This is a genomic window from Rhodanobacter sp. UC4438_H5, assembly GCF_052978405.1.
In genome coordinates this window covers 2,479,512-2,501,328 of sequence record NZ_CM129672.1, presented here as the reverse complement: position 1 = coordinate 2,501,328, position 21,817 = coordinate 2,479,512, and the positions used below count along the sequence as shown (strand labels likewise).

At 68.7% G+C, this 21,817-nt stretch carries 20 protein-coding genes; 10 read left to right on the top strand and 10 right to left on the bottom strand.

What is annotated here, in order from left to right; genetic code table 11:
* Nucleotides 1–3: 3 nt before the first annotated feature.
* Nucleotides 4–921, bottom strand: a complete 918-nt coding sequence (gene lpxL, locus ACVCL9_RS11660; RefSeq protein WP_447098005.1) for an LpxL/LpxP family Kdo(2)-lipid IV(A) lauroyl/palmitoleoyl acyltransferase — start codon at nucleotides 919–921, stop codon at nucleotides 4–6.
* A gap of 94 nt (nucleotides 922–1,015) precedes the next feature.
* Between lpxL and waaA the strand changes: the two genes are divergently transcribed.
* Nucleotides 1,016–2,284 carry a lipid IV(A) 3-deoxy-D-manno-octulosonic acid transferase gene (gene waaA, locus ACVCL9_RS11655; RefSeq protein ID WP_447098006.1) on the top strand — a complete coding sequence of 423 codons (1,269 nt, stop codon included), beginning with the start codon at nucleotides 1,016–1,018 and terminating at the stop codon, nucleotides 2,282–2,284.
* Nucleotides 2,285–2,296: 12 nt separating this feature from the next.
* Here the strand turns inward: waaA and ACVCL9_RS11650 are convergent, their stop codons facing one another.
* Nucleotides 2,297–3,715 carry a TolC family outer membrane protein gene (locus ACVCL9_RS11650; protein ID WP_447098007.1) on the bottom strand — a complete coding sequence of 473 codons (1,419 nt, stop codon included), beginning with the start codon at nucleotides 3,713–3,715 and terminating at the stop codon, nucleotides 2,297–2,299.
* A 39-nt stretch (nucleotides 3,716–3,754) separates the two neighbouring features.
* The gene (locus tag ACVCL9_RS11645) at nucleotides 3,755–4,414 is read right to left on the bottom strand and encodes a protein-L-isoaspartate O-methyltransferase family protein (RefSeq protein WP_395120275.1); all 660 of its coding nucleotides are present in this window, start codon (nucleotides 4,412–4,414) and stop codon (nucleotides 3,755–3,757) included.
* 316 nt (nucleotides 4,415–4,730) lie between these two features.
* Here ACVCL9_RS11645 and ACVCL9_RS11640 point away from each other — a divergent pair, with 316 nt between their 5' ends.
* Both ACVCL9_RS11640 and ACVCL9_RS11635 read left to right on the top strand, forming a co-directional pair.
* Complete coding sequence (locus ACVCL9_RS11640; protein ID WP_395136006.1) at nucleotides 4,731–5,330, top strand: TetR/AcrR family transcriptional regulator; 600 nt, start codon at nucleotides 4,731–4,733, stop codon at nucleotides 5,328–5,330.
* Between the two features lie 110 nt (nucleotides 5,331–5,440).
* Nucleotides 5,441–6,055 carry a ferritin-like domain-containing protein gene (locus ACVCL9_RS11635; RefSeq protein WP_447098008.1) on the top strand — a complete coding sequence of 205 codons (615 nt, stop codon included), beginning with the start codon at nucleotides 5,441–5,443 and terminating at the stop codon, nucleotides 6,053–6,055.
* A 21-nt stretch (nucleotides 6,056–6,076) separates the two neighbouring features.
* Here the strand turns inward: ACVCL9_RS11635 and ACVCL9_RS11630 are convergent, their stop codons facing one another.
* Nucleotides 6,077–7,093: a zinc-binding alcohol dehydrogenase family protein gene (locus tag ACVCL9_RS11630; protein ID WP_447098009.1), complete on the bottom strand. Its 1,017-nt coding sequence runs from the start codon at nucleotides 7,091–7,093 to the stop codon at nucleotides 6,077–6,079.
* 213 nt (nucleotides 7,094–7,306) lie between these two features.
* On the opposite strand from ACVCL9_RS11630, the gene ACVCL9_RS11625 reads away from it, so the two are divergent.
* Nucleotides 7,307–8,326 carry a DUF2333 family protein gene (locus ACVCL9_RS11625; RefSeq protein ID WP_447098010.1) on the top strand — a complete coding sequence of 340 codons (1,020 nt, stop codon included), beginning with the start codon at nucleotides 7,307–7,309 and terminating at the stop codon, nucleotides 8,324–8,326.
* Between the two features lie 60 nt (nucleotides 8,327–8,386).
* Here ACVCL9_RS11625 and ppa read toward each other — a convergent pair whose 3' ends face one another.
* The 6 genes from ppa to ACVCL9_RS11595 form a co-directional block, all read right to left on the bottom strand.
* Complete coding sequence (gene ppa, locus ACVCL9_RS11620) at nucleotides 8,387–8,932, bottom strand: inorganic diphosphatase (protein WP_395120270.1); 546 nt, start codon at nucleotides 8,930–8,932, stop codon at nucleotides 8,387–8,389.
* A 71-nt stretch (nucleotides 8,933–9,003) separates the two neighbouring features.
* Nucleotides 9,004–9,858 carry a 2OG-Fe(II) oxygenase gene (locus ACVCL9_RS11615; RefSeq protein ID WP_447098011.1) on the bottom strand — a complete coding sequence of 285 codons (855 nt, stop codon included), beginning with the start codon at nucleotides 9,856–9,858 and terminating at the stop codon, nucleotides 9,004–9,006.
* 84 nt (nucleotides 9,859–9,942) lie between these two features.
* Nucleotides 9,943–12,033, bottom strand: coding sequence for a prolyl oligopeptidase family serine peptidase (locus ACVCL9_RS11610; RefSeq protein WP_447099520.1), 2,091 nt, complete (start codon nucleotides 12,031–12,033; stop codon nucleotides 9,943–9,945).
* A gap of 190 nt (nucleotides 12,034–12,223) precedes the next feature.
* Nucleotides 12,224–14,296 carry a sodium-translocating pyrophosphatase gene (locus ACVCL9_RS11605; protein WP_447098012.1) on the bottom strand — a complete coding sequence of 691 codons (2,073 nt, stop codon included), beginning with the start codon at nucleotides 14,294–14,296 and terminating at the stop codon, nucleotides 12,224–12,226.
* A 162-nt stretch (nucleotides 14,297–14,458) separates the two neighbouring features.
* Nucleotides 14,459–14,908 (bottom strand): RcnB family protein, encoded by a 450-nt coding sequence (locus ACVCL9_RS11600; protein WP_447098013.1) that lies wholly within the window; start codon nucleotides 14,906–14,908, stop codon nucleotides 14,459–14,461.
* 160 nt (nucleotides 14,909–15,068) lie between these two features.
* The gene (locus ACVCL9_RS11595; RefSeq protein WP_395120266.1) at nucleotides 15,069–16,346 is read right to left on the bottom strand and encodes a 6-phosphofructokinase; all 1,278 of its coding nucleotides are present in this window, start codon (nucleotides 16,344–16,346) and stop codon (nucleotides 15,069–15,071) included.
* Nucleotides 16,347–16,535: 189 nt separating this feature from the next.
* Between ACVCL9_RS11595 and ACVCL9_RS11590 the strand changes: the two genes are divergently transcribed.
* Genes ACVCL9_RS11590 through ACVCL9_RS11565 form a run of 6 tightly spaced genes read left to right on the top strand, consistent with a single transcriptional unit; the run spans nucleotide 16,536 to nucleotide 21,817 of the window.
* Nucleotides 16,536–17,120 (top strand): adenylate kinase, encoded by a 585-nt coding sequence (locus ACVCL9_RS11590; protein ID WP_027484899.1) that lies wholly within the window; start codon nucleotides 16,536–16,538, stop codon nucleotides 17,118–17,120.
* 44 nt (nucleotides 17,121–17,164) lie between these two features.
* Complete coding sequence (gene mpl, locus ACVCL9_RS11585) at nucleotides 17,165–18,637, top strand: UDP-N-acetylmuramate:L-alanyl-gamma-D-glutamyl-meso-diaminopimelate ligase (protein ID WP_447098014.1); 1,473 nt, start codon at nucleotides 17,165–17,167, stop codon at nucleotides 18,635–18,637.
* Nucleotides 18,638–18,682: 45 nt separating this feature from the next.
* The gene (locus ACVCL9_RS11580; protein ID WP_395120264.1) at nucleotides 18,683–19,285 is read left to right on the top strand and encodes an LON peptidase substrate-binding domain-containing protein; all 603 of its coding nucleotides are present in this window, start codon (nucleotides 18,683–18,685) and stop codon (nucleotides 19,283–19,285) included.
* A 44-nt stretch (nucleotides 19,286–19,329) separates the two neighbouring features.
* The gene (locus ACVCL9_RS11575) at nucleotides 19,330–20,154 is read left to right on the top strand and encodes an SDR family oxidoreductase (RefSeq protein WP_447098015.1); all 825 of its coding nucleotides are present in this window, start codon (nucleotides 19,330–19,332) and stop codon (nucleotides 20,152–20,154) included.
* The gene (locus ACVCL9_RS11570; protein WP_447098016.1) at nucleotides 20,151–21,401 is read left to right on the top strand and encodes an acetylornithine/succinylornithine family transaminase; all 1,251 of its coding nucleotides are present in this window, start codon (nucleotides 20,151–20,153) and stop codon (nucleotides 21,399–21,401) included. Before ACVCL9_RS11575 ends, ACVCL9_RS11570 begins: the two co-directional genes overlap by 4 nt.
* On the top strand, nucleotides 21,398–21,817 hold the full coding sequence (locus ACVCL9_RS11565) for a VOC family protein (RefSeq protein WP_447098017.1): 420 nt from the start codon (nucleotides 21,398–21,400) through the stop codon (nucleotides 21,815–21,817). The genes ACVCL9_RS11570 and ACVCL9_RS11565 overlap by 4 nt, the downstream gene beginning before the upstream one ends.

Sequence of the window (21,817 nt, the reverse complement as noted above, 5' to 3'; positions counted from 1 at the left end):
GGATCAGTAGATGGCGGCGGCGCCCGGAGGGCGGGTCTTGAAGCGCTTGTGCACCCACAGGTACTGCTCCGGCGCCTCGCGCACCATCTGCTCGATGCAGGCGTTGACGCGGGCGGTGTCCTCCAGCACGTCCGCGCCGGGGAAATCCTCCAGCGGCGCACCCAGGCGCAGGACGTAACCCGACCCGTCGGGCAGGCGGCGGTGGAAGAACGGGATGACCACCGCGCCGGACAGCCGCGCCAGGTGGTGGGTGGCGGTGATGGTCGCCGCCGGCACGCCGAAGAACGGCACGAACACGGTGTCCTTGCTGCGCATGTCCTGGTCCGGCGCGTACCACAGCGTGCCGCCGGCGCGCAGGTACTTCACCGTGCCGCGGATGTCGTCCTTGTCGAACATCGCCGCGGCGTAGCGCAGCCGCGCGCGCAGCACCACCCATTCGAACACGGTCGAATCCATGCGCCGGTACATGCCGGCAATGCGGATGCGCTGCGACACCAGCCGCGCGCACAGCTCCAGGTGCGAGAAGTGGCCGCCGACCAGCAGCACGCCCTTGCCGCGCGCGCGCGCCGCCTCCAGGTGTTCCAGCCCCTCGATGGCGGTCGGCAGCGCGGCCATGCGCCGGTCGCTGCCCAGCCAGCCGAGCGCGAACTCCACCATCATCATGCCGATGTCGCGCAGGTTGGCGTCGACCAGTGTCGCGCGCTGCGCGGGATCGAGCGCGGGGAAACACAGCGCGATGTTGGCGGCCGCGATGCGCCGTCGCGCCGACGGAATGCGCGCCACCAGCGCGCCGAGTCGGCGCCCCAGCCACGGCAATGTCGCCTGTGGCAGATGCGCGATCAGCCACACCGCCGCCACCCCCAGCCATGCCGGCCAGTGGCGGGGAGCGAGCAGCGATCGGGTGAATTCGGGGCGGGGCATGCCGGGCATCGTCGGCATTGTACCGGGCCATCCGCGCGCGAACCTGCTTCAGGCGCTGTCGCTATACTCGCGCGTTGATTGCAAGGATCGGCCGTTGCGCTTCCTGTACACCCTCGCGATGTTCCTGGTCACGCCGGTGCTGGTGCTGCGCCTGCTGGTGCGGGGCTTGCGCTCGCCGCCGCACCACCACCGGCGCTGGCTGGAGCGCTTCGGCTCGTTCGACGCGCCCGGCTTCAGCGGCAGCCTGTGGATTCACGCGGTATCGGTGGGCGAGGTCAACGCCGCCGAGCCGCTGGTCAAGGCACTGCAGCGCAGCTACGCCCACGCGCCGCTGGTGGTCAGCACGGTCACCCCCACCGGCGCCGCGCGCGTGCAGCAGCTGTTCGGCGACAGCGTGTTCCACGTGTACTTGCCCTACGACCTGCCGTTCGCGGTGCGCCGCTTCATGAAGCGCGTGCGGCCGCGTCTGGCGGTGATCGTGGAAACCGAGATCTGGCCCAACCTCTACTTCGCCTGCCGCCGCCGCGGCATCCCGCTGATGATCGTCAATGCACGATTGTCCGAGCGCTCGATGCGCGGCTACAAGCCGCTGCGTCCGCTGATCGCCTCGGCGCTGCGCTGCGTGAGCGTGATCGCCGCACAGTCGCGCACCGATGCTGCGCGCTATCGCCTCCTGGGCGCCGATCCGCAGTCGGTGCTGGTCAGCGGCAACATGAAGTTCGACGTGCCGATCCCGGACGGCGCGGTGGCGGCCGGCGCCGCGATGCGCGCGCACTGGGGGCCCCGGCGGCCGGTGTGGATGGCGGCCAGCACGCACGACGGCGAGGAACTGGCGGTGCTGGAGGCGCATCTGAAAGTGCTGCAGCGCCTGCCCGATGCGCTGCTGCTGCTGGCGCCGCGCCACCCCGAGCGTTTCCGGCTGGTGGAGCACACCGTGCGCAGCCTCGGTTTCACGGTCGCCACGCGCAGCCTGGAAGGCGTGCCGGCGACCGCGCATCAGGTCTTCGTGATCGACGCCATGGGGCAATTGATCCCGTTCTTCGCGGCTTCGGACCTGGCCTTCATCGGTGGCAGCCTGGTGCCGGTCGGCGGCCACAACGTGCTGGAGCCGGCGGCGCTCTCGGTGCCGGTGCTGGTGGGGCCGCACACCTTCAATTCGGAAGAGATCATCCGCAGCCTGATCGAGGACGGCGGCGCCGAGCGCGTGGCTGCCGCCGAGCAACTCGGCCCGCACGTGCTGCGGCTGCTGCTCGACGCGCCGCGCCGCGGACAGATGGGCGAGGCGGCGCGACAGGTATTCGAGCGCGAGCGCGGGGCAGTGCGGCGCGTCATGCAGCTGGTCGACGCGCTGCTGCAGGAGTAGGCGGTCAGCGCCTCACTGCAGCAGAGCGTTGATGCCCTGGATGTCCTTGAAGTCGGCCGTGCCGGCGGCCTGCTGCAACAGCAGCTTGTTCAGGATGAACTGGTGGCGCGCCTGCGAATAGGCGCTTTCGGACTGGGTCAGGGTCTGGATCGCCAGCAGCACGTCGGTGAAGGTCTGCGTGCCGACCTCGAAGCCCGCACGGGTGGCTTCCAGCGCCTTCTGGCCGGACTCCACCGAGGCCTTGCCCGACTCCACCTGCGAAATGCCGGCGAGCACCGAGCGGTAGTAGTTGAGCGTGTTCTGGATCACCTGGCGGCGCTGCAGTTCCAGTGCGTCGTTGGCGGCATCGCGCTGGTAGATCGACTGGCGCACGCGCGACTGGGTGTAACCGCCGGAAAAGATCGGCACGTTCAAGGTCAGCCCGATGGTGGTCGAGGCCGGCCGCTCCGAACCGATGCGCGCGGGGTCCTGGTACCAACTGCTGCTCTTGCCGTAGTTCACGCTGGCGCTGATCGTGGGCAGGTGGCCCGAGCGTGCCGCGGTGATGTTGTGCTCGGCGGTCCGCACGTTGTCATGCTGCGCCTGCAAGGTCGGGTTGTTCTCCAGCGCCTGCTTCACCCAGGCCTGCGGATCGCTCGGCGCGGGCGCGTCCATCGGCAGGTCGTCGCGCAGCTTCTTGAGTTCGCCCACCGGCTTGCCGGTGATGACGCGCAAGGCTTCGCGGTCGTTGTCGAGCGTGTTCTGCGCCGCGATGGTCTGGGTCTTGGCGTTCTCGTAATAGGCCTTGGCCTGGTACACGTTGGTGATCGCCGACAGACCCACCTTGTACTGCTGGTCGGCCTGGTCGTACTGGCGCTTGAACGCGTCCTCGTTGGCCTTGGCGAAGGTCAGCTGATCCTCGTCGTTGAGCACGGTGAAGTACGCCGCGGTGACGCGCACCAGCAGGTCCTGCGCTGCGGCCTGGTAGGTCGCGTCCTGCGCATCCTTGGCGGAGTGCGCGGCCTTGAGGTTGGCGTACTTGCTGAAGTCGAAAACGGTCTGGGTCAGCGTGGCATTGAGGCTGCGCGTGCGCAGGTGGCCGCCGTCGGAGGCGGTGCCGTTGGACGCCAGCGGGCCGGTACAGGTGTAGTTGCCGCTGCCGGCGGCGATGCCGCTGCACAGGAAGCTGTTGGCGCCGGTACCGAAGTCCAGGCTGTTGCTGCCCTGGCCGCCGTTGGCCTGTTGCAGGGTGAGCGAACCGTCGATCTGCGGCAGCAGCCCGGCACGCGCCTGCGGCACGCCTTCGCCGGTGGCCAGCCGCGTCGCGTCGGCCTGGGCCAGTACCGGGTCATTGGCGCGCGCGTCGCGATAGGCATCGAGCAGATCCTCGCCATGGCTGGGCAGCGAGACGGCGGCCAGCGCCAGGGCCAGGGTGAGCAGCTTCAATTGCATGGAATGCCTCGTGTCGATCGGGGACGTCGGGGAGGGGGTCTACAGAACGAATCGCGGCGCCGGCTCGGCATGCACCAGATACGGCAGGTCGGTCTCGAACAGGCCTTGCGCGCGCAGTTCGCCGGTCGCTTCGAGAACCAGCAGGTTGGCGCGCTGCACCGGCGACTGTCCGCTCACCACGAACGCGCGGCCACCGGGCTTGAGCCACGCGCGCCAGCGCGACGGAACTTCCGCCACGGCGCCGGTGACCACCAGCACGTCGAACAAGCCATCCGGCTGCCACGCGCGCACCGCCTCGCCGGTGACCAGGCTGGCATTGCCGATGCCGGCGTGACGCAGCCGCTCGCTCGCGGCGGCGGTGAAATCGGCATGGATGTCCACGCTGACCAGTTGTGCCGACAGGGTGGCGAGGCACGCGCTGAGATAGCCCGAGCCGGTGCCGATTTCCAGCACGCGGTCGGTGGCCTGCACGTCCAGCGCCTGCAACACGCGGCCCTCGACCACCGGCTTCATCATCACCTCGCCATGGCCCAGCGGCAGGCACAGATCGGCGAAGGCCAGCTGCCGGTGTTCGGCGGCGACGAAATCCTCGCGGCGCACGCGGCTGATGACGTCGAGCACGCGGCCGTCGAGTACCTCCCACGGACGCACCTGGTTCTCCACCATGTTCGTGCGTGCCTGTTCGAAATTCATCGCCATCTGTGCATGCCTGCGCTGTCCCGGAAGAACCCGGAAGGATAAGCTCTGCCACCTGCCGCGACAATGGCGGCGCCGCTTGGCACCTAGCCTGACGGCTGCGCCACGGTGCACGAAGTGCCGGAAGTCATCGGCGCTGCGTGACGTCCGTCACCCCGCCGTGCGCATCGGATCGACCGCCGCCCATGGCCGGATTGCCGCCGCGTGGCAAATAAATAAACCGAAGCGTATACTAAAGGCTGATCATTTGTATTTGAAGGTGGAGGACATGAGTACCAGCGCGCCCATCAGAGCCCAGGGACCCGGTCGCCCGAAGGACATGGAGAAGCGTGCGGCCATCCTGGCAGCGGCCAAGGCGTTGTTCATCAGCAACGCTTTCAGTGGCACCAGCATGGATGCCATCGCCGCCGACGCCGGCGTGTCCAAACTCACCGTCTACAGCCATTTCGGCGACAAGGACAACCTGTTCCGCGAAGTCATCCGCTCGCGCATCCAGGACCTGCTGCCGGAGGAAACCTACCGCTTCGACCCGCAGGCGGACATCCGCGAGACCTTGCTGCGGGTGGCGCTGACCCATGCCCACCTGGACTGCAACGCCGAAACCGTGGGCACCTTCCGCGCCATCCTCAGCGACTGCCGCCAGGGCAACCCGCGCTACGGCAAGCTGATCTGGGAAGAAGGCGCCACGCGCACCCATGGCCTGATGGAACGCCTGCTGCAGCAGGCGGTTGACGCCGGCAAGCTCGACATCGACGACGTGCGCCGGGCCAGCATGCAGTTCCTCACCCTGATCAAGGGCAACCTGATGATGCGGCAGATGTTCGGCTGCACGAATTGCCCGGAAAGCTACCTGCAGGAAATCGAGACGACCGCGCGCGCGGGCGTGGACACCTTCCTGCGCGCCTTCCTGCCGCGCTGACCACGCCAAGTTCTTCACCCGGCTTTCTCGGGCCGGTGCCCATGCTCTGCCGATATCCGTGCGCCGGAAAGCTCATCGCAGCCGGCGCCACCCGTCCGCAGGAGCAAGCCATGGCCAAGACCAAGCCGTTCGTCAGCGACATCGAGAACATCCGCAAACGCGCCCGCCAGGACATCGACAAGGGCGCGATGACCGCCGGCTACAAGGCCGACCGCGCCACCGTGGTGACCCTGCTCAATCACGCCCTGGCCACCGAGATCGTCTGCGTGCTGCGCTACAAGTACCACTACTACATGGCCTCGGGCATCCACTCGCAGGCGATCAAGGAAGAGTTCCTGCAGCACGCCAACGAGGAACAGGGACACGCCGACCTGCTCGCCGAGCGCATCACCCAGCTCGACGGCAAACCGAACCTGTCGCCCGAGGGCCTGCTCACGCGCAGCCACTCCGACTACGTCGAAGGCGAGGACATCGTCGACATGATCAAGGAGGACCTGGTCGCCGAGCGCATCGCCATCGACAGCTACCGCGAGATGATCGACTACGTGGGCACCGCCGACCCCACCACCCGCCGTGTGCTGGAAAGCATCCTGGCGATGGAGGAAGAGCACGCCGAGGACATGAACACCTTGCTGGAGCAGCTCGGCAAGAAGGGCGAGCCTGCCAAGCCGGCACCCTCGACCAGGGCCAGCGGCGGGAAAGCGGTGGCCCGCAAGCGCCGCTGATGGCACCGTCGATCGGCCGCCCTACCAGCCGGCCAGCACCAGCTTGCCGATGCTGCTGCCCGATTCCAGCCGGCGATGTGCCTCGCGCAGATTCGCCGCGTTGATCGGGTTCAGCGTCTCGCGCCGGATGCCCCTCAACTCGCCGGCATCCACCCGCTCTGCCACGCGGGCGAGAATGCGCCCCTGCTCGGCCATGTCCGCCGTGTGGAAGCGCGCGCGGGCGAACATGAACTCCCAGTGGATGCCGATGCATTTGGCCTTGTACGGATCGCCGATGCGCAGCGCGCCATGCGGTTCCACGATCAGGCCGACGTGGCCTTGCGGCGCCAGCAGCGCGCCGAGTTCGTCCCAGTAGGCATCCGTGTCGGCGAGATTGAGTGCGGCGTCGACGGTCGCGAAACCCAGCGCGGCGAGTTGTGGCGCCAGCGGCTGTCGATGGTTCACCACGTGCTGCGCGCCCATCGCGCGGCACCAGTCGGTACTGTCGGCACGCGAGGCGGTAGCGATCACGGTGAACCCCGCGCGCCGCGCCAGCTGGATCGCGATCGAGCCGACGCCGCCGGCGCCGCCAATGACCAGCAACGACTGGCCCTCGCCGCCGTGCTCGCTGTCGAACGGCATGCGCTGGAACAGCAACTCCCACGCGGTGATCGCCACCAGCGGCAGCGCCGCGGCGTCGGCGAAATCCAGGCTGCGCGGCATCGCCGCGGCCAACTGCGCGTCCACCAACTGGAACTGCGCATTGCTGCCCGGCCGGGTGACGTCGCCCGCGTAATACACGCGATCGCCCGGCTTGAAACCTGCCACCGCGCTGCCAACGGCTTCCACCGTGCCGGCGGCGTCGTAGCCCAGCACTTTCGGTTGTGCTTCCACGTGTGGCTTCGGTGCGCGCAGCTTGGTATCGACCGGATTCACCGACACGGCCTCGACGCGCACCAGCAGGTCGCGCCCGCCCGGCGCGGGTGTGGGCAGTTCCACGTCGAACAGCGATTGCGGATCGTCGATCGGCAGGTAGCGGGTGAGGGCGACGGCTTTCATGTGGATGTCTCCGGGGCGGCGGGTAAACATCGGTGAGCGAACGCGCTGCGCGATGCGCCGTCGGGCGATGGCAAGCATACGGCGATGGCACGGCCTCGCGGCAAAGCCTGTGCGGCGGAACCTCGCCGCCGCGAGCGAGATGCGCCCGACAGCGCCGGGGTGGTCGCGTTGTAAGCTGCGGACTTCGCTCGCCACCTCCGCAGGAGCCGTCCGATGTTGACCCCTGACACTTCCCCCGCGCCGCGCCGCGGCCTGCGCCGGGCGATCCTGGCCGTGGTCGCCGTGCTGGTGCTGCTGATCGCGGCGTCGATGTGGTGGTGGGATACCGAGCCGGCGCTGTTCGATCCGGTGGCGGCCACCCAGGCCCGGATGCAGGAATTGAAGCGGCCGGTGAGTACCGGCGCCACCACCACGGTCACCCTGATCGCCTCGGTGCGCACCCTGCTCGACAAGCGCGGCGGCTACCTCAGCAACGACAAGCTGCCGCCGGGCGTGCTGCTGGACAACCTGCCGAACTGGGAATTCGGCTCGCTGACCGCTTCGCGCGACCTGGTGCGTGCGCTGCGCAACGACTTCAGTCGCTCGCAGACGCAGTCGACCGAGGACAAGGACCTGGCCGGGGCCGACCCGCTGCTCAACAGCCCGAACGACCGCTGGCTGCTGCCCAGCTCGGAGAGTCAGTACCGCAAGGCGATCAAGTATCTGGACGGCTATCTGGTCCGGCTGGGCGATACCGACGACAGCAATGCGCACTTCTACGCGCGCGCCGACAACCTGGCCGATTACCTGCAGCTGGTGTCGTCGCGGCTGGGCTCGTTGTCGCAGCGGCTGTCCGCCAGCGTGGGCCAGATCCGCATCGGCGACGTGGACGCCTCCGATCCGGTCAGCGCATCCACCGTGGCCGCGCCCGGCGGCGGCCGGCTGGTCAAGACCCCGTGGACGCAGATCGACGACAACTTCTACGAAGCACGCGGCTACACCTGGACGCTGCTGGAACAGCTCAAGGCGATCCAGCGCGATTTCGGCCCGATCCTGCGCTCCAAGCACGCCGACGTGAGCCTGGAACAGGTGATCCGCGAGCTGGAGGAGGCGCAGCGCCCGCTGCACAGTCCGATGGTGCTGAACGGTTCGCCGTTCGGTTTCTTCGCCAACCATTCTCTGGTGATGGCGAACTACGTGTCGCGCGCCAATGCGGCGCTGATCGACCTGCGCGAGTTGCTCAAGCGCGGCTGATGCGGCCCCAACGCAAGAGCCCCGCACGGGCGGGGCTCTTGCGTTGCATCGCCTTCGGGCTCAGGCCTTGGAGCCGTGCTCGGCCTTGTAGCGGGCGATGCCGGCCAGGATTTCGGCCTTGGCCTCTTCGGCACCGACCCAGCCCTCGACCTTGACCCACTTGCCCTGCTCCAGATCCTTGTAATGTTCGAAGAAGTGGCCGATGCGCTGCAGCCAGTGCGGCGAGACGCCCTTCATGTCGTTGATGTGGGCGTAGCCCGGGAACACCTTGGGCGAGGGAATCACCACCAGCTTCTCGTCGGCGCCGGCCTCGTCGGTCATCTGCAGCATGCCGACCGGGTGGCAGCGGATCACCGAGCCCACGGCCAGTGACAACGGCAGGATCACCACCGCGTCCAGCGGGTCGCCGTCGCCGCCCAGGGTGCCCGGCACGTAGCCGTAGTTGCACGGGTAGCGCATCGGCGTGGACAGGATGCGGTCGACGAAGATCGCGCCCGATTCCTTGTCCACCTCGTACTTGACCGGCTCGGCGTCCTTGGGGATCTCGATGATGACGTTGATTTCGTTTGGCACGTCGCGACCGGCGGGGACAAGATGCAGACCCATGGGAATCCTCAAGCGGGGGAAAAACAGTCCGCTAGGATACGCCAAACGCTGCTGCATCGCAGCACCGCTTGTCAGCCGCGACCGCCCTGGCGGTAGGGCCGCTCGCGCAGCCACTTGGTGGCGATCCATTTTTCACCGCAGATCACCGGCAGGCCGGCGTGCAGCGAGCGGGGGTCGCCGCCTTCGTAGGCGAAATAGACGGCCGAACCGCGGCGCGCGGTGACGGTCAGGCCCAGCTCGGGGAAGGCGGTGCCGCCGCCCAGTTCGGGCGTGTTGAGGTACATCACCACGCTGGCGATGCGCTGGCCACCGGAACGGGTGATGGCGTCGTAGCCGGGCAAGGCGGGGTCGAACCAGTCGAAATGCGGCTCGTACTCCTGGCCCGGGCGGTAATGCAGGATCTGCAGCCCTTCGCCGTGGTTGACCGGCAGGCCGAGCAGGCCGGCCAGGCGCTGCTCGATGCGCGCGATCAGCGGCCGTTCGCCGATAGAAAAGAACATGCCTTCGCTGGTGCGGCGCTGGTCCACCTGCTGTTTGCCGTCGTCGTCGACGGTCAGCGCGCGCGCCAGCCGCGGCCGCGCCAGCTCGATCAGTTCGGCGCATTCGGCGTCGTCCAGGATGTTTTCCAGCACGCGCAGCGGCGGTTCGTCGACGCTCAGCGACACGCCGATGGCGTGGCCGTCGACGCAGACCGCCGGCGCCTCCGGGTGTCTGGTGCGCAGGCCGCGCGGTGCGGGCGAAGTGGTGCCGGCGTTGAGCGCGGCCAGCGGCAGCTTCAGCACTTCGGCGACGATGCTGCGGCTCTGGCGCGGGTCGTAGCCGTTGTCCTTCATCAGCTTGAGCACGTCCGGCACGCCGTGGCCGGCCCGTGTGGTGGCGAGGATCCACTCGCGCAATTCATGGCTGATGGCGGTGCGTGACGGCATGGCGGAAAGGCTTGCGATCGGCGTGTCAGCATACTTCAGCGACCACTTTCGCCGCACGCCCGCGCGAGCGTGCGGCGGTCACCGCTACTTCAGCTGATCCCACAGGAAGTCGTAGGCCATCGCGTGCATGTGGGCGGACTGCTGGTTGTCCGCGCCGGCGCCGTGGCCGCCTTCGAGGTTCTCGTAGAACCACACGTCGGGGTGGCCTTGCGCCTGCATCTTCGCGGCCATCTTGCGCGCCTGCACCGGACCCACGCGGTCGTCGCTGGTGGCGGTGTAGAACAGCACCGGCGGATAGTGGCCGTCTTTTTTCACGTTCTGGTACGGCGAGAAGGTCTTGATGAAGTTCCAGTCGGCGGTGTCCGGGTTGCCGTATTCGGCCATCCACGACGCGCCGGCGGAGAGGTGCGAATAGCGCTTCATGTCCAGCAGCGGCACTTCGCAGGCGATCGCGCCGAACAACTGCGGATACATGGTGAGCATGTTGCCCATCAGCAGGCCACCGTTGCTGCCGCCTTCGGCGCCCAGGTGCCCGGGCGAGGTGACGCCGCGCTTGATCAGGTCCTGCGCGACGGCGGCGAAATCCTCGTACGCGCGCGGGCGGTTCGCCTTCAGCGCCGCCTTGTGCCAGCGCGGGCCGTACTCGCCGCCGCCGCGGATGTTGGCTACCACGTAGACGCCGCCGCGATCGAGCCAGGCGCGGCCGATGCTGCCGCTGTAGTGCGGCAGCAGCGACACTTCGAAGCCGCCGTAGCCGTACAGCAGGGTGCGGTTGGCGCCATCCAGCTTGATGCCCTTGGGCGCGATCTCGAAATACGGTACGCGGGTGCCGTCCTTCGAGGTCACGAAGTGCTGGCTGACGGTGAACTTCGACGCGTCGAAGAACGCCGGCTCCTGCTTGATCGTCTCCGCCGGCGTGCTGCCCAGCACGCCGCGTTCGAGCGATGCGGGGGTGAGGAAGCCGGCCACGTCGAGCCAGTACTCGTCGCTGTGGTCGGGGTCGGTGTCGACCACGCTGACCGTGCTGAGCGCCGGTGCACCCGGCAGCACCTCGGGATGCCAGCCGTCGTCGGCGCCCGCCATCCGCGGCGGAGTGAGCACTTCCAGCCGACTCTTGACGTCATCCAGCACGTCGAGGATCAGGTGGTTGCGGGTCCAGGCGTAGCTGGACAGCGCGGTGTGCTGGTCGGGCTTGAACAGCACGGTGAACTCGCGCTTGCCGGCGATGAAGTCGTCGAAGCGGATGGCCAGCAGCGCTCCTGAGGGATAGGTGGCGCCGCCGACCGTCCATGGTGAGCGCGTCTGCACCAGCAGCCATTCGCGGTGGGCGTTGGCATCGGCGTCGGTGGGCACGTCGAGGCGTGTCAGTTTGCCGCCGTGGCGCAGGAACAGCTCGCTGTGGAAGAAATCCTTGGCCACCGACACGAAGTCGCGCTCGTAACCCGGCGTGCGGTCGTGGAACGCACTGACCGCGAGGTCGTCGTGCTTGCCCTCGTGCACGGTCGCGGCGGCCGACAGCGGCGTGCCGCGCTTCCACTCCTTGACGATGCGCGGATAGCTGGAGGCGGTCATCGAACCGGGGCCGAAGTCGGTGCCCACGTAAATGGTGTCCTCGTCGATCCAGCCGACATCGCTCTTGGCCACCGGCAGCTCGAAGCCGCCCTTCACGAAGGCCTTCTTCGGGATGCTGAACTCGCGCACCGCCACCGCGTCGCCGCCGTCGGGCGACAGCGACACCAGGCAGCGTTCGAACGCCGGCTTGAGGCATTGCACGCCCTTGAACACCCAGCGCTTGCCCTCGGCCTTGTTCAGCGCGTCGATGTCCAGCAGCACCTCCCATTTCGGCTCGGCCTTGCGGTATTCGGCCAGGGTGGTGCGGCGCCAGACGCCGCGCGGGTGGGTCTTGTCGCGCCAGAAGTTGTACAGCTCGCCGCCCATGCGGTTGACGTAGGGAATGCGTGCGTCCGAGTCGAGTACCTGCAGGATCGCGTCGCGTGTCTTGTCGAAGCTGGCGTCGCTGGCGAAGCGCGCCTGCGTGCGCGCGTTCTCCTGTTTCACCCATTCCATCGAGCGGGTGCCGTGGATGTCTTCGAGCCACAGCCAGGGATCGTCGGTGGCGGCCTGGTCGGCAGGGGTTTTCGCGGTTGGGGTATCGCTGGCGTCGGCAGGATTCATGCCCGCCAGTGTGACGCCGAGTGCCAGGGTGAGCCAGACCAGTCGCATGAGGTTTCTCCTTTGGGGGCGAGCGCGGAATTGCCGGCGATCGAGCGGATCCCATGCGGCCGCTGGCCGTCGGGCGCCGGTGGCGGCGAACGAAAATCCCGCCGCAGCGGGATTTTCGTCGAGCCGGATGGGATGGCTTCGGTTACAGCAGCGGGATCATCAGCAGCGCCACGATGTTGATGATCTTGATCAGCGGGTTCACCGCCGGGCCGGCGGTGTCCTTGTACGGGTCGCCCACGGTGTCGCCGGTGACCGCGGCCTTGTGCGCCTCGGAGCCCTTGCCGCCGTGGTGGCCGTCCTCGATGTACTTCTTGGCGTTGTCCCAGGCGCCGCCGCCGGTGGTCATCGAGATTGCCACGAACAGGCCGGTGACGATGGTGCCGATCAGCACGCCACCGAGCGCCTTCGGCCCCAGCAGCAGGCCGACCACGATCGGCACCGCCACCGGCAGCAGCGACGGCACGATCATCTCGCGGATCGCCGACTTGGTCAGCATGTCCACCGCGCGCGAGTACTCCGGCTTGCCGGTGCCCTGCATGATGCCGGGGATGTCGCGGAACTGGCGGCGCACTTCCTCCACCACCGCGCCGGCGGCGCGGCCGACGGCCTCCATCGCCATCGCGCCGAACAGGTAGGGGATCAGGCCGCCGATCAGCAGGCCGATGATCACCATGTGGTCGGACAGGTCGAAGGTCAGCGGGGAATACGCCGTGCCCGCGGCCAATGCCTTGGCCTGGGCGGCGACGTCGAGGTTGTGCGTGTAGTCGGCGAACAGCACCAGCGCGGCCAGCGCGGCCGAGCCGATCGCGTAGCCCTTGGTCACCGCCTTGGTGGTGTTGCCGACCGCGTCCAGCGGATCGGTGACGCCGCGCACTTCCGGCGGCAGGTCGGCCATCTCGGCGATGCCGCCGGCGTTGTCGGTGATCGGGCCGTAGGCGTCCAGCGCCACGATCATGCCGGCCATCGACAGCATGGCGGTGGCGGCGATCGCGATGCCGTACAGGCCGCCCTGGCTGTAGGCACCCCAGATCGCCGCGCAGATCACGATCACCGGCATCGCGGTCGCCTTCATCGACACGCCGAGGCCGGCGATGATGTTGGTGCCGTGGCCGGTGGTCGAGGCCGCCGCGATGTGTTGCACCGGCTTGTACTGCGTGCCGGTGTAGTACTCGGTGATCCACACGATCAGGCCGGTCAGCACCAGCCCGATCAGCGCGCAGTGGAACAACGCGTGGCTGGAAATGACGCTGCCGTCGCCGGCGGCCAGGCCCTGCGGCAGCAGGCTGCCGGTGACGAACCAGAACGCGACCGCCGAGAGCAGCGCCGACACGATCACGCCCTTGTACAGCGCGCCCATGATCGAGCCACCGGCCTTCACCCGGACGAAGAAGGTGGCGATGATCGAGGCGATGATCGACACGCCGCCGAGCAGCAGCGGGTACAGCACGGCAGCGAGGTTGTCGGCGAAGGTGAGACCGGCCAGCAGCATGGTGGCGATCACCGTCACCGCGTAGGTCTCGAACAGGTCGGCCGCCATGCCGGCGCAGTCGCCCACGTTGTCGCCCACGTTGTCGGCGATCACCGCCGGGTTGCGCGGGTCGTCCTCGGGGATGCCGGCCTCCACCTTGCCGACCAGGTCGGCGCCGACGTCCGCGCCCTTGGTGAAGATGCCGCCACCCAGGCGCGCGAAGATCGAGATCAGCGAGCTGCCGAAGGCCAGTCCGACCAGCGCGTGCAGTGCGGTCTCGCCGGTGACGCCGAAGTGGCCGAGCACCAGCCAGTAGCCGGCCACGCCGAGCAGGGCCAGTCCGACCACCAGCATGCCGGTGATCGCGCCGCCGCGGAACGCCACGTCCATCGCCGCACCGAGTCCGCTGCGCGCCGCCTCGGCGGTGCGCACGTTGGCGCGCACCGAGACGTTCATGCCGATGTAGCCGGCCGCCCCGGACAGGATCGCGCCGAGCAGGAAGCCGATCGCGGTCGGCCAGTTGAGGAAGAAACCGATCAGCAGCAGCAACACCACGCCGACCAGGCCGATGGTGGTGTACTGGCGGTTGAGGTAGGCGCGTGCGCCTTCCTGGATGGCCGCGGCGATCTCCTGCATCCGTTCGTTGCCCGGCGATTTCGCCAGGATCCAGCGCGCGGACAGCGCGCCATACAGAACCGCCACCACCGCACACGCAACGACGATCCACCAGCCATACTGCTGCAGCATCGGAGCCTCCCCATGGGTTGTAAGTGGCCGTCCGGAACGGGCGGTCCCGGGGAGTATAGGCAGAGGCGACGGCGCAGGCCGTTGTGCGGCGCAGCGCCGTCCATCAGCGAAAAGGGCCGTGCACGGATGCACGGCCCCCGGATCGGTCAGCCTGGTGCGGACTCAGCGCAGGGCGTAGTCCAGGATGATGCCGGTGGCGATTGCGACCAGCAGGTAGTCGTTGTCCGCGCGCACCCAGTGGTAGCCGCGCGGCGGCGGGCGCAGGCGGTAGTAGCGGTAATCGCGCACGACGTAGGTCGGACCGTAGTAGCGGTGGCCGCGTTCCCAGCGATGGTGGCGCACCGGGTAATAGCGCGGGCCGGCGTAGCGGTAATCGCGGTGTCCGTAGCCATAGCGGCGGTCATCATGCCGGCGCCAGTCGCCGTGGCGGCGGTCGTCGTGCCAGCGGCGGTCGTCATGGCGGCGGTCGTGGCCACGGTCGTGACCCCGGTCGTGACCCCGGTCGTGGTCGTATCGGCCGTGGTCGCCCGGACCGGGGCCGGGAGCGGCCAGCGCGATGCTGCCGGTGCCGAGCAGGGCGAGGGCGATGAGCAGGCGGTGGATGAGTTTCATCTCAAGTCTCCTCCCGTGGAGGGTCGTGGCCGTAACGGCACGGCGATCGACCCGGGCAGGATGGAGCGTAAGAAGCTGCGGCTGAACGCAAGCCTATGCGGGCGCCCCGGTTTTCAGGTGGCGCTCAGCACGGTGACGCCGGTCACGGAAGCCGTGGAGTTCAGCGCCCGAATGCCGCCAGCTTCTTCGTCACCGCCGTGTTCTTCAGCCGCACGTAGCGCGGCAGGCCATCCTTGCCGTAGGGCAACGGCGCCTCGCCGCGGATCAGCGGGGCGAGGTAGCGGCGGGCGGCGGCGGTGATGCCGAAGCCGTCGCGGCTGATGAAGTTCTTCGGCATCTTCTTCTCGCGGTTGGCGATCTTCGCCAGCGGCGCGGGCGCGATCTTCCAGCGGTACGGCGCGTCGGACGTGCGCACGATCACCGGCATCACCGCGTTCATCCCGGCCAACGCGTAGTCGACCGCGGCCTTGCCCACGGCGTACGCCTGCTCGGCGTCGACCTGCGAGGCGGCATGCCGCGCCGAGCGCTGCAGGTAGTCCGGCAGCGCCCAGTGGTATTTGTAGCCGAGCTTTTCCTTCACCAGCGCGGCCAGCACCGGCGCCACGCCGCCGAGCTGGCTGTGGCCGAACGCGTCGCGCGTGCCGGCCTCGGCGAGGAACTGGCCGGCCGCGTTGCGCACGCCTTCGGAGGCGACCACGGTGCACCAGCCCACCCGTTCGACGGTGGCTTGCACCTTGGCCAGGAACGCCGCCTCGTCGAACGCGTTCTCGGGGAACAGGATGAGGTGAGGTGCCGCGTCCGCATCGTCGCCGGCGAGGCCCGCCGCGGCGGCGATCCAGCCGGCGTGGCGGCCCATCACTTCGAGGATGAACACCTTGGTCGAGGTCTCGGCCATCGAGGCCACGTCGAGGCTGGCTTCCAGCGTGGAGATCGCGGTGTACTTCGCCACCGAGCCGAAGCCCGGGCAGCAGTCGGTGACGGCGAGGTCGTTGTCCACCGTCTTCGGCACGCCGATGCAGCGGATGTCGTAGCCGAGCGTCTTGCCGATCTGCGAGAGTTTCAGCGCGGTGTCGGCCGAATCGTTGCCGCCGTTGTAGAGGAACCAGCGGATGTCGTGGGCGCGGAACACCTCGATCAGCCGCTCGTATTCGCCGCGGTTGTCCTCCAGCGATTTCAGCTTGTAGCGGCACGAACCGAACGCGCCGCCGGGGGTGTGGCGCAGCGCGGCGATCGCGGCGGCCGATTCCTTCGAGGTGTCGATCAGCTCCTCGCGCAGCGCGCCGAGGATGCCGTTGCGCGCGGCGTACACCTTCACGCCCTTGCCGCGGGCGGCCTCGATCACGCCGGCGGCGGTGGCGTTGATCACCGCGGTGACGCCGCCGGACTGGGCGTACAGCAGGTTGCCGGTGACGGCGGGGGAACGGCGGCTCGGGCTCATGGGATCCTCGATAGGGCAGTGGAAGCGTGGCAACGGTGCCGGCAAATCTTTTTATGCAACAAATACTTGGCCGGATGCGACGAAGGTCGCTGTTTGACGGCACCCGGTGCAGCGGCTAATTTGACGGCAATTTCGTGCATCGGGCGGGCTGCTGCAGCGTGCGGCGGCCCGCCGAACTCGTGGAGTATTATGCGACTCGTCCTACTTGGCGCGCCCGGTTCGGGCAAAGGTACGCAGGCGGCCCGGCTGAAAACGGCGCTGGGCGTTCCGCATATCTCGACCGGCGACATGCTGCGCGCCGCCGTCGCCGCGGGCACCGCGATGGGGCTCAAGGCCAAGGCGGTGATGGACGCCGGCCAGCTGGTCTCCGACGACATCCTGCTCGGCATGCTGGAAGAGCGCCTGGCCCAGGCCGACGCGAAGGCCGGCTTCATCCTCGACGGCTACCCGCGCAACCTGGCCCAGGCCGACGCGCTCGACCACCTGCTGGCCAAGCTCGGCCAGCCGCTGGACGCGGTGGTGAAGCTGGAGGTGCCGAACCAGGCGATCATCGGCCGCTGCGAAATCCGCTTCAAGGCGGAGGGCCGCGCCGACGACAACCCGGACACCGTGCGCAAGCGCCTGGCCATCTATGCCGAGCAGACCGCGCCGGTGGCGGATTTCTACGCCGGCCGCGGCAAGCTGCAGGTGGTGGACGGCGTCGGCGAGCTGGCCGAGGTCACCGCGCGGATCGAGCGCGCGCTGCAGAACGAAGCTGCCGCCGCGAACGGCTGAGCGCTTCCCGCTCCGGCGGAGCGGATTTCACGGAGTCGCTCGGCATGCGTCTGCACATCCTCGGCATCTGCGGCACCTTCATGGGCGGCGTCGCCGCGCTCGCGCGCGAACTGGGCCACGCGGTCGAAGGTTCCGACGCCAACGTCTACCCGCCGATGAGCACCCAGCTGGAGGCGCTCGGCATCGGCCTGATGAGCGGCTACGCCGCCGAACACCTGCAGCCGGCACCCGATCTGGTCGTGGTCGGCAATGCGATGACGCGCGGCAATCCGGCCGTCGAGTACCTGCTCGATGCGCGCCTGCGCTACGTCTCCGGCCCGCAGTGGCTGGGCGAGACGGTGCTGGCCGAGCGCGACGTGCTGGCGGTGGCCGGCACCCACGGCAAGACCACCACCACCAGCCTGCTGGCGCATTTGCTGGAGAGTGCGGGGATGGCGCCGGGGTTTCTGGTCGGTGGCGTGCCGGGGAATTTCGGGGTGTCGGCGAGGCTGGGGAGCACATCGGGACACGCAAGCCCCGGACCCTCATCCGGCGCTGCGCGCCACCTTCTCACCCGCGAGGGGACTCCCCAAGGGTCGCCGGCGGGAGAAGGGAGTGTCGTGCCGCCGGTGGCGGCGCCATTTGTGATTGAAGCGGACGAGTACGACACCGCGTTCTTCGACAAGCGCTCGAAGTTCGTGCACTACCGCCCGCGCATCGCGATCCTCAACAACCTCGAGTACGACCACGCGGACATCTTCCCCGACGTGGCCGCGATCCAGCGCCAGTTCCATCACCTGGTGCGCACCGTGCCGGGCAACGGCCGGCTGATCGTCAATGCGCACGACGAGCGCCTCGCCGAGGTGCTGACGATGGGCTGCTGGACGCCGGTGGAAACCTTCGGCATCGGCCGCGGCGACTGGCAGGCCACGCTGATCGAGGCGGACGGCTCGGCCTTCGCGGTGCATCGCGGCGGCGAGCGGCTCGGCGAGGTGCGCTGGCCGCTGCTGGGCCAGCACAGCGTGATGAACGCGCTGGCCGCGCTGGCCGCGGCGACGGCCGCCGGCGCCGATCCGCGTGCGCTGCTGCCGGCGTTCGCCAACTTCGAGAGCGTGAAGCGACGGATGGAACTGGTCGGCGAAGTGAATGGCGTGCGCGTGTACGACGACTTTGCCCATCACCCCACCGCGATCGCCACCACCCTGGCCGGGCTGCGCGCGAAGGTCGGCGACGCGCGCATTCTGGTGGCGCTGGAGCCGCGTTCCAACTCGATGCGGCAGGGCGCGCATGCGGAGGCGCTGGCGCCGTCGCTGGCCGACGCCGATGGCGTGTTGATCCTCCAGCGTGCCGAGTTGCCGTGGGACGCCGGTGCGGTGACGGCAGCCCTCGGCGGCCGCGGCGCCGCGGTGCCGACCGTCGACGCGCTGATCGCCGAGTTGGGTCGGCAGGTGCGGCCGGGCGACCAGGTGGTGTTCATGTCCAACGGCGGTTTCGAGGCTGCGCCGCGGCGCTTCGTCGAGCGTTTGCGCGGCGCCTGATGCTGGGCGCAGACCGTCGTGGTGGGCACTGGGTACACTCGGCCGATGGCCGTCAAATCCGAGCTGCTCGACATCCCGCTGTTCCCGCTCTCCTCCGTGCTGTTTCCCGGTGGGCGGCTGCACCTGCGCATCTTCGAGCCGCGTTATCTGGATCTGGTGCGCGAATGCTGCCGTGACGGCAGCCCGTTCGGCGTGTGCCTGATCCTGGCCGGGCGCGAGACTGGCGAGCCGGCCGTGCCGGCGGCGATCGGCACGTTGGCGCGCATCAGCGATTTCCAGCGCGACGAGAACGGCCTGCTCGGCATCGTGGCCGAAGGGGGTGCGCGCTTTCGCGTTTCGCGCAGCCGCGCGCGCGCCGATGGCCAGTTGCGCGGCAACGCCGAACGCTGGCCCGGCGAGCCGGTGCAGGAGGTGCCGGTGGAGTTCGCCCTGCTGCAGAGCATCCTCGAACGACTGATCGAGACGATGGCGCCGCATTGGCGGCATGCCGCACGCAGCGACTACGAAGATGCCAGCTGGCTGGGTTTTCGCCTGGCCGAACTGCTGCCGCTGGACACCGGCGAACAACAGCGCATGCTGGAGTTGACCGATCCGTTGCAGCGCCTGGCCGAGCTGCGCGACATCCTGCCGCGCTTCCAGAAGGCGTGAGCGGCCCGGCTACACTGGACGTTCATCCCACGGAGTCGATTCGCATGAGTTCGCTCGCTGGCAAGACCTTGTTCATCACCGGCGCCTCGCGCGGCATCGGCCTGGCGATTGCGCGCCGGGCCGCACGCGACGGCGCCAACATCGTGATCGCGGCCAAGAGCGCGGTGCCCAATCCCAAGCTGCCCGGCACCATCCACACCGCTGCGGCCGACATCGAAGCGGCGGGCGGTCGTGCGCTGGCGCTGCAGGTGGACATCCGCGAGGAGGCCGAGGTGGTCGCCGCGGCGGCGCGGGCGGCGGAGCATTTCGGCGGCATCGACATCGTGGTCAACAACGCCAGCGCGATCTGGCTGGCCGGCACCGAAGGCACGCCGATGAAGCGCTTCGACCTGATGCACCAGGTCAACACCCGCGGCACCTTCCTGGTCACCCAGGCCTGCCTGCCGTACCTGAAGAAAGCGACCAACCCGCATGTGCTGATGCTGTCGCCGCCGCCCAGCCTCGATCCGAAATGGTTCGCCCCGCATGTCGCCTACACCATCGCCAAGATGGGCATGAGCCTGTGCGTGCTGGGCATGAGCGCCGAGTTCGCCCCGCTCGGCATCGCGGTCAACGCGCTGTGGCCGCGCACGGTAATCGCCACCGCCGCGATTGCGATGATCGACGGCGTCACCGCCGGGCAGTGCCGCCGTCCGGAGATCGTGGCCGATGCCGCCCACGCCATCCTGACCCGGCCGGCCCGCGACTACACCGGCCATTTCGCGATCGACGACGAAGTGCTGCGCGAAACCGGCGTGACCGATTTCGACCAGTACGCCGTCGAGCCCGGCGCCGAGTTGTTGCCGGACCTGTTCCTGGAGCGCTCATGAGCTCGCCCGAACAGGAACTGCTGGACCTCGGCAAGCGTTACTGGCTGCCGGTCTACAAGCCGCGCGAGCTGGTGCTCGATCACGGTCGCGGGTCGCGCGTGTGGGACACGCAGGGCCGCGACTACATCGACTTCGGCGCCGGCATCGCGGTGAACTCGCTGGGACACCAGGACCCGGATCTGCTCGCTGCGCTGGCCACTCAGGCGCACAAGCTGTGGCACGCCAGCAACGTGTTCTACACCGAGCCGCCGCTGCGCCTGGCCGAGGAACTGGTCGTGGCTTCGGGTTTCGCCGAGCGCGTATTCCTGTGCAACTCCGGTGCGGAGGCGAACGAGGCGGCGATCAAGCTGGTGCGCCGCTGGGCGGCCGCGCAGGGGCGCCCGGCGGAGCGACGCATCATCGTCACCTTCAAGGGTTCCTTCCACGGTCGCACGCTGGCCACGGTGACCGCGACGGCGCAGCCGAAATACCAGGCCGGATACGAGCCGCTGCCTGCCGGCTTTCGCTACCTCGACTACAACGACGCGGCAGCGCTGGAACTGGCCTTCGAGGCCGGCGGCATTGCCGCCGTGATGCTGGAGCCCATCCAGGGCGAAGGCGGTGTGGTGCCGGCGGCGCCGGGTTTCCTCGAACGCGTGCGCGAGCTGTGCGACGAGCACGACGCCTTGCTCGTGCTGGACGAAATCCAGTGCGGCATGGGCCGCACCGGCGAGCTGTTCGCGCATGGCCAGGTCAAGCCGGACGTCGTCACCCTGGCCAAGGCCCTGGGCTGCGGTTTCCCCATCGGCGCCATGCTGGCGGGACCGAAAGTGGCCGACACGATGCAGTACGGGTCGCACGGCACCACCTTCGGCGGCAATCCGATGGCCGCCGCGGTGGCGCGCGTGGCGCTGGCCAAGCTGGCCTCGCCGGCGATCCTTGCCAACGTCGAGCGCCAGGCCAACGATTTGCGCGCGGGCCTGGCCCGGATCAACCAGCAACTGGCACTGTTCGACGAAGTGCGCGGGCGTGGCCTGATGATCGGTGCCGTGCTGGCGGATGCTTACAAGGGCAGGGCCGGCGACATCCTCGACCACGCCGCGGCTCGCGGCTTGCTGCTGTTGCAGGCCGGCGCGGACGTGCTGCGCTTCGTGCCGCCGTTGTCCATCACCGACGAGGAACTGGCCGAAGGCCTTTCCCGCCTGCACCACGCGTTGAACGATTTCGTCGCAGGCGGGAAACCCGCGACAGACAGGAGTGGACCATGAAATATCTGCACACCATGGTGCGCGTGCGCGACATCGATGCCTCGCTGCGCTTCTACTGCGAAGGTCTGGGTCTGCGTGAAGTACGCCGCATGGAAAACGCCCAGGGCCAGTTCACCCTGGTATTCCTGGCTGCGCCGGACAGCCCCGAGGCGGAAATCGAGCTGACGTACAACTGGGGTTCCACCGAGGATTACGGCAGCGCGCGCAATTTCGGCCACCTCGCCTTCCGGGTGGAGGACATCTACGCCACCTGCCAGCGGTTGCTGGACATGGGTTACACCATCCATCGCCCGCCGCGCGACGGCCACATGGCGTTCGTGCGTTCGCCCGACCTGGTTTCCGTCGAACTGCTGCAGGAAGGCCACTTGCCGCCGCGCGAACCGTGGGCGTCCATGCCCAACACCGGCAGCTGGTGA

Bases quoted from the DNA above. Each gene is read 5' to 3' on its own strand.
- ACVCL9_RS11610 (WP_447099520.1), bottom strand. From the start codon at position 12,033: ATGAATCCTGCCGACGCCAGCGATACCCCAACCGCGAAAACCCCTGCC.
- ACVCL9_RS11635 (WP_447098008.1), top strand. From the start codon at position 5,441: ATGGCCAAGACCAAGCCGTTCGTCAGCGACATCGAGAACATCCGCAAA.
- ACVCL9_RS11615 (WP_447098011.1), bottom strand. From the start codon at position 9,858: ATGCCGTCACGCACCGCCATCAGCCATGAATTGCGCGAGTGGATCCTC.
- ACVCL9_RS11600 (WP_447098013.1), bottom strand. From the start codon at position 14,908: ATGAAACTCATCCACCGCCTGCTCATCGCCCTCGCCCTGCTCGGCACC.
- ACVCL9_RS11570 (WP_447098016.1), top strand. From the start codon at position 20,151: ATGAGCTCGCCCGAACAGGAACTGCTGGACCTCGGCAAGCGTTACTGG.
- ACVCL9_RS11645 (WP_395120275.1), bottom strand. From the start codon at position 4,414: ATGGCGATGAATTTCGAACAGGCACGCACGAACATGGTGGAGAACCAG.
- ACVCL9_RS11580 (WP_395120264.1), top strand. From the start codon at position 18,683: ATGGCCGTCAAATCCGAGCTGCTCGACATCCCGCTGTTCCCGCTCTCC.
- ACVCL9_RS11625 (WP_447098010.1), top strand. From the start codon at position 7,307: ATGTTGACCCCTGACACTTCCCCCGCGCCGCGCCGCGGCCTGCGCCGG.
- ACVCL9_RS11575 (WP_447098015.1), top strand. From the start codon at position 19,330: ATGAGTTCGCTCGCTGGCAAGACCTTGTTCATCACCGGCGCCTCGCGC.
- ACVCL9_RS11630 (WP_447098009.1), bottom strand. From the start codon at position 7,093: ATGAAAGCCGTCGCCCTCACCCGCTACCTGCCGATCGACGATCCGCAA.
- ACVCL9_RS11595 (WP_395120266.1), bottom strand. From the start codon at position 16,346: ATGAGCCCGAGCCGCCGTTCCCCCGCCGTCACCGGCAACCTGCTGTAC.
- ACVCL9_RS11605 (WP_447098012.1), bottom strand. From the start codon at position 14,296: ATGCTGCAGCAGTATGGCTGGTGGATCGTCGTTGCGTGTGCGGTGGTG.
- ACVCL9_RS11650 (WP_447098007.1), bottom strand. From the start codon at position 3,715: ATGCAATTGAAGCTGCTCACCCTGGCCCTGGCGCTGGCCGCCGTCTCG.
- ppa (WP_395120270.1), bottom strand. From the start codon at position 8,932: ATGGGTCTGCATCTTGTCCCCGCCGGTCGCGACGTGCCAAACGAAATC.
- lpxL (WP_447098005.1), bottom strand. From the start codon at position 921: ATGCCCCGCCCCGAATTCACCCGATCGCTGCTCGCTCCCCGCCACTGG.
- ACVCL9_RS11640 (WP_395136006.1), top strand. From the start codon at position 4,731: ATGGAGAAGCGTGCGGCCATCCTGGCAGCGGCCAAGGCGTTGTTCATC.
- ACVCL9_RS11565 (WP_447098017.1), top strand. From the start codon at position 21,398: ATGAAATATCTGCACACCATGGTGCGCGTGCGCGACATCGATGCCTCG.
- ACVCL9_RS11590 (WP_027484899.1), top strand. From the start codon at position 16,536: ATGCGACTCGTCCTACTTGGCGCGCCCGGTTCGGGCAAAGGTACGCAG.
- mpl (WP_447098014.1), top strand. From the start codon at position 17,165: ATGCGTCTGCACATCCTCGGCATCTGCGGCACCTTCATGGGCGGCGTC.